We start from the raw sequence: 12,895 nt of genomic DNA on the forward strand, positions 1-12,895 counted from the left end.
CCGCTTGCGGTATTTATTTTAATGGAGCTTGTGCTAAAAGTTGTGTGAGTAATGTCCAGTAAATTTCAACAGCTGGAATATGCACTTTTTCATCAGGTGAATGTGCATTGCGAATAGTCGGTCCGATTGAAACGAGATCCATTGATGGATACGCTTTTTTAATTAAACCACACTCTAAACCTGCGTGAATGACTTTAACTTTTGCTTCGTAGCCTAAAATTTGATCATAGATTTGTTTTGTGATCGGGGTGATTGCTGAAGTAGGATCAGGCTCCCAACCTGGGTAGCTGCCAGAAAAGTGAGTGCTTGCTCCAGCCAGTTTAGCGAGTGAATTCAAGCGGCTACGAACGTCCGCTTTACCATTTTCAATCAAAGAACGAATTAGCATATTGGCACGCACTTTACCCTCTTCGGTGGTTAAAATACCAATGCTTAATGAGGTTTCAACCACGTTTTTTAACACATCACTGTTGCGGATAACACCATTTGGCAATGCATTGAGCAGATGAATAGTGCGATTGCTAGCACTTGCACTGAAACTTTTTTCTGGCGGTACGATAGTTTCAATCACAAAATATAAATTAGGCTCAGCAAGTGAAAGTTCTGATTTTAAATTTTGTTCAAACTGATTGAGATAAGCGGTTACTTTTGATTGATTGTTTGCAGCAAAAACCAGTGTCGCATTGGCTTCACGGGGGATCGCATTACGCACACTGCCGCCTTGAATATCAGCAAGTTGAACTTCGTTTTCTTGTTGCAAATCAGCTAATGTACGGGCCAGTAATTTAATTGCATTCGCACGAGTGGTGTGAATATCACAGCCTGAATGACCGCCTTGTAGTCCCTTTAATTGAAGTCTAATTGCCCCATCAAATGGATTATCGATATAGTCGATCGGTAGTTCCACATTGCCATCTTCTCCACCTGCACAACCAATGTAAATTTCGCCATTGTCTTCGGTATCAGTGTTAATCATAATATTTGCGTTGAGCCAATTTGGACGTAACCCGATAGCCCCTTCCATTCCAGCTTCTTCTGTCATTGTCAGTAGAGCTTCAATTTCTGGGTGAGCAATATCATCGGCGTCTAATACCGCTAAGCACGATGCCAAGCCAATACCGTTGTCTGCTCCTAAGGTTGTGCCTTTAGCTTTGACCCATTCACCATCAATATAAGGTTGGATTGGATCTTTTTTGAAATCGTGAACGGTACCTTCATTAGCTTGCGGCACCATATCAAGGTGAGCTTGTAGGGCAATCGTTTGGCGGTTTTCCATTCCTTTTGTTGCAGGTTTACGAATTAAAAGGTTGCCAGCTTCGTCTCGCTCCACAAAAAACTGCTTGCTTTTTGCCCAATTTATAATGAACTGAGCAATTTCTTCTTCGTGGTAAGAGGGGTGGGGGATTGCACAAATTTGATCGAACCATTTCCATAATAGGGACGGTTGTAGTATTTGAATTTCGGACATTCTTCTCTCCATAAATCTTGTGAGCGGTTAAATTGTTTCAAAAATTTGCAAAAGTTCATTTTTCTCTGAATTTTTCTGCAAATTTTGCGGTGAAATGATAGCACGAAAGCCCTTTTCAGGTTATCCTTAGACGATTTTTTTATTCGGTGGCACAGCCACCGCTTTTTTTAGGTGATGTTTATGAGTGAAAAATACACAAATGAGAAATATATCGTTACTTGGGATATGTTTCATATGCACGCACGCAAGTTAGCAGAACGTCTGTTGCCAGCAAATCAATGGAAAGGCATTGTTGCTGTAAGCCGTGGTGGATTGTTTCCTGCTGCAGTGCTTGCTCGTGAGCTAGGTATTCGACACGTTGAAACCGTGTGCATTGCCAGTTACGACCACGATTCTCAAGGAACATTAAAAGTATTACAGGCTGCACAGCTTGAGAATGGAGGCGAAGGTTTTATCATCGCTGACGACTTAGTAGATACAGGGAACACCGCCCGTGAAATTCGTAGAATGTATCCGAATGCACGCTTTGTAACTGTGTTTGCTAAGCCACAGGGGGCAGAGCTGGTTGATGATTATATTGTTGATATTCCACAAGAAACTTGGATTGAACAGCCTTGGGATTTGGGATTAACCTTTGTTCCACCGCTTACTAAAAAATAGTCAGAAATAAGATGTCTTCATATCTTATCGTCCATTGTTCAAAAGAATTGATAAAATGACAGCCAATTTAGGGAATTTATATATTGTTTCTGCACCAAGCGGTGCAGGCAAATCTTCGCTAATTAACGCATTATTAGCTGATTTACCTCGTACACAAGTGCAGCTTTCTATTTCGCACACCACCCGCCTGCCTCGACCTGGGGAAAAAGAGGGCGAACATTATTATTTTACTGATCACGCAAACTTTGAGGCACTCATTGAACAAGGGCATTTTCTTGAATGGGCGAAAGTGTTTGGCGACAATTATTACGGCACGTCTCTGCCAATGATTGAGCAAAGTCTTGCTCAAGGAATTGATGTTTTTCTTGATATTGATTGGCAGGGAACTCGTCAGATTCGAGAAAAATTGGCAAATGTTAAAACCATTTTTATTTTGCCGCCATCAAAAGCGGAACTCGAAAGGCGGTTGATTGGGAGAGGGCAAGATTCAGCGGAAGTGATTGCTGGGCGTATGGCAGAAGCGGTGTCAGAGATGAGTCATTATGATGAATTTGACTATGTGATCGTTAATGATGATTTTCAAACAGCACTGAGCGATCTCAAAAGTATTTTAACTGCGGAGCGATTGAAAAAAGATCGGCAAGCGGTGTGTTACCAACATTTGATTGCAACATTACTTTCTTAAACAACAAACATTACTTTTTAGGAGTAAATGATGAAAAAAGCACTTATCATTTTAGCTACAATCGTTGCATTATCAGGTTGTGCAACGGAAGGCTCTCGTGTAATTAACACCCCAAAAGTGAGCAGCTACCAATCCGCTTATCAAGGACAAAAATCTTCGATTGCAATAGGGCGATTTGAAAATAAATCAAGCTATCAAAATGGAGCGTTTTCTGAAGGCGATCAATTAGGCAGTCAATCAAAAACGATCCTCGTTGCTCATTTGCAGCAAACAGGACGTTTTAGTGTTCTAGACCGTGCTAATATGGGAGAAACAGCGAAAGAATCGCAGTTTCAGGGTCAAAAACAAACTATTAAAGGGGCAACCTATGTAATTACTGGCGATGTAACTGAATTTGGGCGAAAAACCGTTGGTGATCACCAATTATTTGGTATTTTAGGTCGTGGTAAAGAGCAGATTGCTTATGCAAAAGTAACGCTTAATGTAGTAGATGTGAACACAACAGAAGTTGTATATTCTGCACAAGGTGCAGGTGAATATAGTTTGTCTAATCGTGAGCTGTTAGGTTTTGGTGGTTCTGCAGGCTATGACAGCACTTTAAATGGCAAAGTGCTAGATTTGGCTATTCGTGAAGCAGTGAATAAGCTTGTTTCAGGCATTGAAACGGGACATTGGCAGCCAAACAAATAACCATAAGGATAAGCAATGAAAGGACGTCTTTTAAAAAAATTGATCGCTTGCACTAGCTTAGTATTACTTGCGGCTTGTGGTAGCAGGCAAGATAATAGCCTTTATTATTGGGGCAACTATAACGATATTGTGTATAGCTATTATGAGGATAAGAATGATTTGAGCGAGCAAGAGCAAAACTTACGTAAAATTATTGAGAAGGCTCAGGAAAAGAATAAGCTGCTAGCTCCTGGTATTTATGGGCATCTAGGTTTATTGCTTGCCAAACAAGGTAGACAAAGTGAGGCACAACTTGCTTTTGAACAGGAGAATACACATTTTCCTGAAGCTCGCCAATTCATTCAATTTTTGCAAAAGGTAAAAGGAAAGAAATAATGAAAAAACTGACTTTACTCTTACTTTCAGTTGCAACACTCGCTCTAACAGGCTGTCATTCAAAGCCAAAAGAGCCGTATGATTATACTGAGTTTAAAAAAAGTAACCCAAAATCTATTTTGTTAGTCATGCCGACAAATGATTCACTTGACGTTAAAGCACCAACTAGTGTATTAGCACAAGCTTCTATACCTTTAGCCGAAAAAGGCTATTATGTATTCCCTGTTACATTAGTTGATGAAGTCTTCAAACAAAATGGGTTGCCTGATGGAAACAGTATTCGTAGTGCTAGCATTAAGAAAATTCAAGAAATCTTTGGGGCTGATGCGATTATGTATCTCAATGTGAAAGAATATGGCACGGAGTATAAAGTAATTGATAGCATCACCTCTGTTGTTGTAGCAGGTAAGTTAGTTGATTTACGTACAGGTAAAATCCTTTGGGAAGGTGAGCAGGTTACTCGTGAAGGCAGCGGTAGTGGCAACAATGGAATACTGGTACAGCTAGTTGTCTCTGCTATAAACCAAATTACTAACACAATGAAAGATAGAGGCTATGATGTAGCAAAAACAGCGACTAGCCATTTATTTCATTTAGGTACGAATGGCGGTATTCTAAATGGTCCACGCCTTCTGTTGCAGCCCAAAAAATAAATCCGCAAGTTAAACGGTAATTTATTTGGGGCTGTATTAGATCAGCAAGTATGCTAGTCTATGAAAATGAAGATAACTCATTGTAAATTAAAGAAATCTATACAGAAAAAGCTCCTTGAATTTTTTGTGTTAGAAGTAACGGCTCGTTCTGCAGCTGATATTTTGGGGATAAACCCTAATTCCAGCGCATTATTTTACCGAAAACTTCGTGAAGTCATTACTTACCATTTAGCTCTTGAAGCTGATGAAGTATTTGATGGTCAAATTGAGCTTGATGAAAGTTATTTTGGTGGTCATCGCAAAGGAAAGCGAGGACGAGGAGCTGGGAAAAGTGGCGGTTTTTGGTTTGTTAAAGCGGCAAGGAAAGGTGTTTACTGTTGTAGTGGGAAATACTAAAACAGAGACGTTAATGCCTGTTATTACAAGGAAAATTAAGCCTGACAGCTGGGTTTACACGGATACTTATCGGAGTTATGACGCACTTGATGTGAGCCAATTTCATCACGAAAGAATCAATCATTCCGAACTGTTTGCAGTGAAACAAAATCATATCAATGGGATTGAAAATTTTTGGAGTCAGGCTAAGCGAATACTTCGAAAATATAATGGAATCGACCGAAAAAATTTCCCTTTATTCTTGAAGGAATGTGAATTTCGGTTTAACCTTGGGACGCCAAAAGAACAGCTTAAAACGTTGAGAAAATGGTGTGAAATTTAGGGCTGATCTAATACAGCCCCATTTATTTTATAAAAAAGGGGTGTATTGAGATAGAATGCACCTCTTTTTTGTGTGAAGAATTAGTATGGAAGTGCTAAAAATAGCGATTGGGATGGTGTTTATATTGAGCCTAGTCAGCTTTATGTGTTTAAGTGATGGCGGTTCACTGGAAATAACATAGCAATTATCGACAATACCAAGCTATCACCAAGCAGTACCATCAAGAACGTTACCAGCAAGGCATCGCCGAATTGCGTAATTGGTATTAGCAGTCAATAGCGGGAAAATCCCCTTTAAGCACTCAATAAAGGTGCAGCAAACGTGTACACACTATGCTTCTAAAATTAATTAGTTCAACAAATCCTGTAAAAATTACACGTCTGCAGTATTAAATTAAATCTCTATCCCAAAGTGTTTTTTTACTAAAGGTTGAAAATCAGAATAACCACCGATATGAACATTATCTAAAAAGATTTGTGGTACGGTAGCAACAGGCTTTCCAACACGAGGCTCAAGATCTTGTTTGGAGATATTTTTCTCGATCATATCAATGAATTCGAAATCGAAATCTGCCAATTCAAGTTTCATTTTCTCCGCTAGTGCTTTGGCACGAGCACAATAAGGACAGGTTAAACGACCATAAATTTCAACAAACATAAAAGCTCCTTGTATAAAAAATATAATAAAATGATAAAGTAAGCAATGCAGCTTTGCAAAATATCTATTCAAAATAACCGCTTACGTTATTTGATCTCTAGCTGCTGACGGACGATTTCAAATAAGCAAATGCCCGTTGCGACAGAGACGTTTAATGAGGAGACAGATCCTGCCATTGGAAGGTGAACGAGTTGATCACAATGTTCTCGTGTTAAACGTCGCATTCCATCTCCCTCAGCCCCCATTACGAGGGCAATCGAACCAGTAAGTTTAGCGGTATAAATGCTATCTGTTGCTTCACCTGCAGTACCAACAATCCAAATATTGTGCTTTTCCTGTAATTCACGCATTGTACGAGCGAGATTTGTTACTCGAATGAGTGGTACAGTTTCAGCGGCACCAGAGGCAACCTTGCGGGCGGTGGCTGTTAGTTGTGCAGATTTATCCTTTGGCACAATCACTGCATCAACCCCTGCTGCATCAGCACTGCGTAAGCAAGCACCAAGGTTATGCGGATCGGTTACGCCGTCTAGAATTAATAGCAGTGGTGTGTTTGTACGAGCCAAAATTGTATCAAGATCGCTTTCATTCAACTCTTTTTGAGGAACAACTTTTGCGATAATCCCTTGATGTACCTCGCCTTGTGCTTTGTTATCTAGCGTTTGGCGATTGACTTGTTGGACAGAAATGCCTAAGCGTTGTAATTCTTTCAACAGTGGAGCGAGACGTTTATCTTCTCGTCCTTTAAGCACCATTACTTCTATCAATCTTTCAGGAGCATTATCTAGAAAGGACTTGATGGCGTGAATGCCATAAATTTGTTCACTCATTGTCTTAATGCTCCCGAGTTTTAAAGAATTGAACGTCTGGATAACGTTCAATAGAAAGATTGAGATTGACCATTGTTGGAGCGATGTAGGTTAAATTATCTCCGCCATCTAACGCAAGATTTTGCTCATTTTTACGCTTAAATTCTTCAAATTTCTTCACGTCATCACATTCGACCCAGCGAGCAGTAGCGACATTGACTGTTTCATAAATCGCCTCAACGTTGTATTCTGTTTTAAGACGTGATACTACCACATCAAATTGCAACACGCCAACCGCTCCCACGATCAAATCATTGTTGATCAGCGGTCTAAAAACTTGCACTGCCCCTTCTTCAGAGAGCTGTACTAAGCCTTTAAGTAACTGTTTCTGTTTGAGTGGATCTTTTAAGCGGATACGACGGAACAGTTCTGGGGCAAAGTTAGGAATACCAGTAAACTTGATATTTTCTCCTTGCGTAAAGGTATCGCCAATTTGAATTGTGCCGTGATTATGTAGCCCAATAATATCACCCGCATAAGCCTCTTCTGCGTGAGTTCGATCGCCTGCCATAAAGGTGAGAGCATCTGAAATCACGACATCTTTGCCGATACGAACGTGTTTGAGTTTCATACCTTTTTCATATTTACCCGACACGACTCGCATAAAAGCAACCCGATCTCGATGTTTCGGATCCATATTGGCTTGGATTTTGAATACAAAACCAGTGAATTTTTCTTCTGAACTGTCCACTTTGCGTATATCTGCTTCACGAGCTTGTGGAGACGGCGCCCATTCGGTTAGACCATCAAGGAAATGGTTTACCCCAAAATTCCCCAATGCTGTACCGAAAAAAACAGGCGTGAGTTCACCCTTAATAAAAGCATCGTGATCAAATTCATTCGATGCCCCTTGCACCAATTCTAATTCATCACGAAGCTGCTGAGCAAGATCTTCTCCCACCGCCGCATCAAGCTCTGGGTTATTTAGCCCTTTAATGGCACGCAATGCTTGAATGGTATGCCCTTGACCTGTTTGGTAAAGATAGGTTTCATCTTTAGCGATATGATATACCCCTTTAAATAATTTACCGCAGCCAATTGGCCAAGTAATGGGTGCACAGCGGATTTTCAACACATTCTCTACTTCGTCTAATAATTCCATCGGATCACGAATATCACGGTCGAGTTTATTCATAAAGGTAAGGATTGGTGTATCACGCAGGCGAGTCACTTCCATTAATTTAATTGTTCGCTCCTCTACCCCTTTAGCACTATCAATCACCATCAAGCAACTATCCACTGCCGTCAGTGTGCGGTAAGTATCTTCCGAAAAATCTTCGTGTCCAGGGGTATCTAGCAAATTGACTAAACAGTCATTATAAGGAAACTGCATTACCGAGGTAGTAATTGAGATACCACGCTGTTTTTCCATTTCCATCCAGTCCGATTTTGCGTGTGCGGTAGACCCTTTACCTTTAACCGAACCCGCCGTTTGAATGGCATTACCGTAAAGCAACACTTTTTCAGTGATTGTCGTTTTACCTGCATCAGGGTGCGAAATAATCGCAAAAGTACGGCGTTTGTTTACTTGTTCTTGAGGATATAACATTTTCTTCTCTTATTTGATGATATTAATACACTATTTTCGCTGATTTAACCATATAGAACAATCGAAACTTGTGCTATTATTTGCAAAAATGTTCCCAAAAATAACCGCTTGGAGATATAAATATGAATTGGTTTATTCTAGGATTAAAACGTAGTTTTGATTTCAAAGGACGTTCTCGCCGCCGTGAATTTGGCTGGTTTATCCTGATCAGTTTCTTGATTACCTTGATGTTTAGAGTTCTATCTAATTTAATTGGTTTCTTTGATTTGCCAGCATTAAAAGGTTTATTGGTAGTTATATCCTTTACTTACTCATTAATTTTTTTTATTGCGACAGTGAGTGTGATTACACGCCGATTACACGATCTTGGATACTCTGGTTGGTTGCAAGCTGCTTTTCTTGTGATGTATTTTGTCCTCTTTTTGGCAACAATATTTGCCCTTGATCAAGAGATGGGTGGAATCCAAATAGGCGAATACTTACTCTACGGTTTATTTATTTTTTTCAATATTGCAATACTTATTATTTTTTTAGTCTTGACATTTAAAGATGGACAACGGTTTGCTAATAAATATGGTGAAGATCCGAAAGCAATGACTGCAACACAAGCTCAAGTTGTAGTAGTGTAGTGCAATATACTCTAACACCTTCACAAGCGGTTAATACTTACAGAAATTTTGCAAAAAATTACCGCTTGTGCGTTCGGTTTAGTCAAATAGTACACACTAATTAGGAGAGGTTATGCCAACTTTATCTGACATCAAAACACGCCTAGACAACCTTACTGAATTGGGTAATCCTGCTGTGCAAACAGTAATTGAACAACTCGTTGCACAGCGATATCACGCACATTTCTCTGCAGAAATCATTAAAAAACTCACCGCACAATTTCAACTTTCAGTCGTTGAACTTGCACTTGCTTGCCTGCCTGTTGCAGCCAGTTACGCACTTACCCCTGTATCAAATTTCAATGTGGGAGCAATTGCCATTGGACAATCTGGCGATTTTTATTTTGGTGCAAATCAAGAATATGCTGGCAACGCAATTCAACAGAGTATTCACGCAGAGCAGAGTGCAATTTCTCACGCTTGGTTAGCTGGGGAAAAAGCAATTACTGATGTGATTGTTAATTACACACCTTGCGGGCATTGTCGCCAGTTTATGAATGAGTTAAATAGTGCAGCAACACTAAAAATTCACCTTCCACACAGCCAAAATAATTTATTGCACAACTATTTACCTGATGCATTTGGTCCTAAAGATTTACAAATTAGTCACGTTCTGTTTGATGAGCCAGCTCAAGATGACTTAGCCTGCACTCATTCTACTGGAGATAAGCTCATACAAGCGGCAATCACTGCCTGTTTGAAATCTTACGCCCCCTATAGCCAAGCTAGAAGTGGCGTTGCTTTACAAGTGGTCGAGCAGGTTGTTACAGGGCGTTATGCAGAAAATGCGGCTTTTAATCCGAGTTTCTTGCCATTGCAAAGTGCATTAAATTATCGCCGTTTATGTGGCTTAGCAGATATAGAAATTAGCCGAGTAGTTATGGTAGAAATGCAAGGCAGCCTAAGCCACCGTCATATTGTTGAATCCTTGGTCAAAACGCATTTAGAATTACCAATTGAGTATCTCAACATTGACTAAAACGCAGTGATTTTTAGTTAAAATGCGTTGTTTTTGGCAAAAATTTGATTGTAAATAATTAAATTAAAAATAAGACTTTCCGATAACGTCTTATGAACAGTACAATGCGATGATAACAATAATATACATAAATTAAGGCAAATATATGAAAAACCCACAAATTCTTATTGTTGAAGACGAAGCTGTAACACGGCAGACATTAAAAAGCGTATTTGAAGCCGAAGGATATGATATCGTTGAGGCATCTGATGGGATTGAAATGCATCAAATACTGGAACAAAAAGAGATTAATTTGGTGATTATGGATATTAATCTACCAGGTAAAAACGGTTTAATGCTTGCTCGTGAATTGCGTGAAAATACCAATATTCCTCTTATGTTTCTGACAGGACGTGATAATGAGGTTGATAAAATCCTAGGGCTAGAAATTGGAGCAGATGACTATATTACTAAGCCATTTAACCCTCGTGAACTAACTATTAGAGCCCGTAATTTGTTGCAAAGAACAATGCAGGAAAAAAGCAAATTATTCCCTGAAGTAAGCCAAGTGGAAAGCTATCGCTTCAATGGTTGGGTGTTAGATGTTAATAGTAGAAGTTTAATCAGTCCTGAAGGAGATATTACCAAACTGCCTCGCAGCGAATTTAGAGCGTTACAGCATTTTTGTGAAAACCCTGGAAAAATCCAAACTCGAGAAGATTTGCTAAAACGAATGACAGGACGAAGTCTGCGAGCACACGATAGAACAGTAGATGTAACAATCCGCCGTATTCGTAAGCATTTTGAAGAACACGCAAATACACCAGAAATTATCGTTACTATTCATGGAGAAGGTTATCGTTTCTGTGGTGAATTAGAATAACTAGATATAGCGGTTAATATATTGAAAAAGATTGCAATTCTGTACGGTTATTTTGTAGAATTCGCCGCTGTTTTGTAAGAGTTTAACTAAAATTTTTCGCTTATACTCACTTTGGGTTTAAATTTAAACTAGGCGAAATTTTTAGTCATTTTTCGCCTTTGTTGTTTATATCCTTTTTCTTATTTATACATCTATGCCGAGGGGGATACGATGATTAGGGGAATTATATGATTCGAGCTTTTTCATTAGAGAATGATCGTCTGATTGATGTTGATGAAACAGTACAAGATCAGCTAAATCGTGCAATTTGGATAGATCTTGTTGATCCTAGCGATGAAGAACGAAGTGTATTAGAAAATCGCCTAGATCAAACCCTTGCAGAGGAACACGAGTTAGATGATTTAGAAGCTTCTGCACGCTTCTTTGAAGATGAAGATGGATTGCATTTACATTCTTTTTTCTATTGCGTTGATGACGATGATTATGCTGATATTGCCACTGTTGGTTTTACCGTGCGTGATGGACGCTTATTTACCTTGCGTGATCGTGATTTGCCTGCTTTTCGACTATATCGAATGCGTTCACGTCGTGCTAAATTAATTGACGGCAATGCTTATGAACTATTACTTGACCTCTTTGAAACAAAAATTGAGCAACTCGCTGATGTGATTGAAACTGTCTATTCAGATTTAGAAAGATTAAGTCGGGTAATCTTAAAAAATCAAGAGCAACAAGAAGCAGAAACCAATCATTTTAGAGAAGCTCTCTCTGATCTCACGGAGCTAGAAGATGCCAGCTCAAAAGTACGCCTCTGTCTGATGGATACACAGCGAGCATTGAGTTTCCTACTACGAAAAACTCGACTGCCCAATAACCAACTAGAACAAGCACGAGATATTATGCGAGATATAGAATCCCTACAACCGCACAACGAATCACTCTTCCAAAAAGTTAACTTTCTAATGCAAGCGGCAATGGGCTTTATTAACATTGAACAAAACCGTATTATGAAATTCTTCTCGCTTGTATCCGTTATGTTCTTACCTGCTACATTGGTCGCATCCACATACGGTATGAATTTTAGCTGGATGCCAGAATTACAATTTAAATATGGCTACCCGATGGCACTCTGCCTAATGGCTTTGGCAGCTGCTATCCCTTATATCTATTTCAAACGTAAAGGTTGGTTGTAACTGATATTCCTATTTCTATGCGATAGGCAAAATGGTAGCTAAATGTTATTTCTATCATATTTAGCTACTTTTGTGTCTGTTAAATTAATACAGACTTTGAGGTATGTAAATAAGATATCACTTCCTATCTCACTCCAATCCCAAAACTACCGCTTTATGTGGAGTTTCGTTATCTATCTTCCAAAGTATATTATGATAAGCGAGCTTGATGCCATAAACTCTTTCGTTTGTTACTTTTCCTTGGTGATAAGCAGGGCGTGGATCTTGTGCGATGACATCGGTAATAAACTGTTGTGGGTTTTGAATATTAAATTTTGCAAAATTTTTACTTTTTCTAACCGCTTGTAATGCCTTTAGTTGCCACTCTACTTCTAAAGATGGGCTTGGAGGAGTTTGTGCGAAGCTGGAATAAGCGGTGGGCTCATTGTCAGCGTAAGCTAAATAGGGCTTTATATCAAAAATTGGTGTGCCATCGACAAGATCAATACTTCCTAGATGCAAAATGACTTTTCCATTGATCACTTCTATTTTTTCTAATGCGACTTTAGATAGCCCGATTGGATTTGGGCGGTGAGTTGCTCGTGTCGCAAATACGCCTATCCGAGTATTTCCACCTAGGCGAGGGGGGCGTACCGTTGCGTGCCATGGTCTCTCTGGAATATGATGAAATTGGAAAATCAGCCATAGGTGGCTAAATTCTTCTAAACCACGAACAGCATCTGGGTTGCAATAAGGTGGTGTAAGGTATAAAACGCCTTTTCCTTCTTGAATGAGGTTTGGTTGTCTAGGTACTGCAAATTTTTCACCATAAGGACTTTTAATTATGCCAATAGGTTTTAAAATCAGATTGTTAGGTAAATTCATCATCT

General features: G+C 39.4%; 14 protein-coding genes and 1 pseudogene. 10 read left to right on the forward strand and 5 right to left on the reverse strand.

Annotation, left to right across the window (positions count from 1 at the left end; genetic code table 11):
- Positions 1 to 13: 13 nt before the first annotated feature.
- Complete coding sequence (locus EV693_RS00535; protein WP_132500450.1) at positions 14 to 1,468, reverse strand: aminoacyl-histidine dipeptidase; 1,455 nt, start codon at positions 1,466 to 1,468, stop codon at positions 14 to 16.
- Positions 1,469 to 1,648: 180 nt separating this feature from the next.
- Between EV693_RS00535 and gpt the strand changes: the two genes are divergently transcribed.
- The 6 genes and pseudogenes from gpt to EV693_RS00565 all read left to right on the forward strand — a co-directional run bounded on the left by gpt (position 1,649) and on the right by EV693_RS00565 (position 5,249).
- Positions 1,649 to 2,128: a xanthine phosphoribosyltransferase gene (gene gpt, locus EV693_RS00540; protein WP_132500451.1), complete on the forward strand. Its 480-nt coding sequence runs from the start codon at positions 1,649 to 1,651 to the stop codon at positions 2,126 to 2,128.
- Between the two features lie 55 nt (positions 2,129 to 2,183).
- Positions 2,184 to 2,813 carry a guanylate kinase gene (gmk, locus tag EV693_RS00545; RefSeq protein WP_132500452.1) on the forward strand — a complete coding sequence of 210 codons (630 nt, stop codon included), beginning with the start codon at positions 2,184 to 2,186 and terminating at the stop codon, positions 2,811 to 2,813.
- Positions 2,814 to 2,843: 30 nt separating this feature from the next.
- A complete protein-coding gene (locus EV693_RS00550; protein ID WP_132500453.1) occupies positions 2,844 to 3,503 on the forward strand; it encodes a CsgG/HfaB family protein in 660 nt (219 codons plus the stop codon).
- 15 nt (positions 3,504 to 3,518) lie between these two features.
- Entirely contained in the window at positions 3,519 to 3,878 is a 360-nt protein-coding gene (locus EV693_RS00555; RefSeq protein ID WP_132500454.1) for a DUF4810 domain-containing protein, read from the forward strand.
- Positions 3,878 to 4,531, forward strand: a complete 654-nt coding sequence (locus tag EV693_RS00560) for a DUF799 domain-containing protein (RefSeq protein ID WP_132500455.1) — start codon at positions 3,878 to 3,880, stop codon at positions 4,529 to 4,531. The genes EV693_RS00555 and EV693_RS00560 overlap by 1 nt, the downstream gene beginning before the upstream one ends.
- A gap of 66 nt (positions 4,532 to 4,597) precedes the next feature.
- Positions 4,598 to 5,249: pseudogene (locus tag EV693_RS00565) on the forward strand (IS1595 family transposase).
- 393 nt (positions 5,250 to 5,642) lie between these two features.
- Here EV693_RS00565 and EV693_RS00570 read toward each other — a convergent pair.
- From EV693_RS00570 to prfC, 3 genes are all read right to left on the reverse strand, one after another.
- Positions 5,643 to 5,906: a GrxA family glutaredoxin gene (locus tag EV693_RS00570; RefSeq protein WP_132500456.1), complete on the reverse strand. Its 264-nt coding sequence runs from the start codon at positions 5,904 to 5,906 to the stop codon at positions 5,643 to 5,645.
- Between the two features lie 86 nt (positions 5,907 to 5,992).
- On the reverse strand, positions 5,993 to 6,736 hold the full coding sequence (gene rlmB / locus EV693_RS00575) for a 23S rRNA (guanosine(2251)-2'-O)-methyltransferase RlmB (RefSeq protein WP_132500457.1): 744 nt from the start codon (positions 6,734 to 6,736) through the stop codon (positions 5,993 to 5,995).
- Positions 6,737 to 6,740: 4 nt separating this feature from the next.
- Positions 6,741 to 8,324, reverse strand: a complete 1,584-nt coding sequence (prfC, locus tag EV693_RS00580) for a peptide chain release factor 3 (RefSeq protein ID WP_132500458.1) — start codon at positions 8,322 to 8,324, stop codon at positions 6,741 to 6,743.
- A gap of 122 nt (positions 8,325 to 8,446) precedes the next feature.
- On the opposite strand from prfC, the gene EV693_RS00585 reads away from it, so the two are divergent.
- The 4 genes from EV693_RS00585 (at position 8,447) to corA (ending at position 12,026) form a co-directional block, all read left to right on the forward strand.
- Entirely contained in the window at positions 8,447 to 8,953 is a 507-nt protein-coding gene (locus EV693_RS00585) for a DUF805 domain-containing protein (RefSeq protein WP_132500459.1), read from the forward strand.
- A 112-nt stretch (positions 8,954 to 9,065) separates the two neighbouring features.
- Complete coding sequence (gene cdd, locus EV693_RS00590; RefSeq protein WP_132500460.1) at positions 9,066 to 9,971, forward strand: cytidine deaminase; 906 nt, start codon at positions 9,066 to 9,068, stop codon at positions 9,969 to 9,971.
- Between the two features lie 145 nt (positions 9,972 to 10,116).
- Positions 10,117 to 10,833, forward strand: a complete 717-nt coding sequence (gene arcA / locus EV693_RS00595; RefSeq protein WP_132500461.1) for a two-component system response regulator ArcA — start codon at positions 10,117 to 10,119, stop codon at positions 10,831 to 10,833.
- Between the two features lie 227 nt (positions 10,834 to 11,060).
- Positions 11,061 to 12,026: a magnesium/cobalt transporter CorA gene (gene corA / locus EV693_RS00600; RefSeq protein ID WP_132500462.1), complete on the forward strand. Its 966-nt coding sequence runs from the start codon at positions 11,061 to 11,063 to the stop codon at positions 12,024 to 12,026.
- 129 nt (positions 12,027 to 12,155) lie between these two features.
- On the opposite strand, the gene tsaA is transcribed toward corA, so the two are convergent.
- Positions 12,156 to 12,890, reverse strand: a complete 735-nt coding sequence (tsaA, locus tag EV693_RS00605; protein ID WP_132500595.1) for a tRNA (N6-threonylcarbamoyladenosine(37)-N6)-methyltransferase TrmO — start codon at positions 12,888 to 12,890, stop codon at positions 12,156 to 12,158.
- Between the last annotated feature and the right edge of the window lie 5 nt (positions 12,891 to 12,895).

The sequence above is a fragment of the Nicoletella semolina genome, assembly GCF_004345745.1.
In the GTDB taxonomy this organism is placed as follows: Bacteria; Pseudomonadota; Gammaproteobacteria; order Enterobacterales; family Pasteurellaceae; genus Nicoletella; species Nicoletella semolina.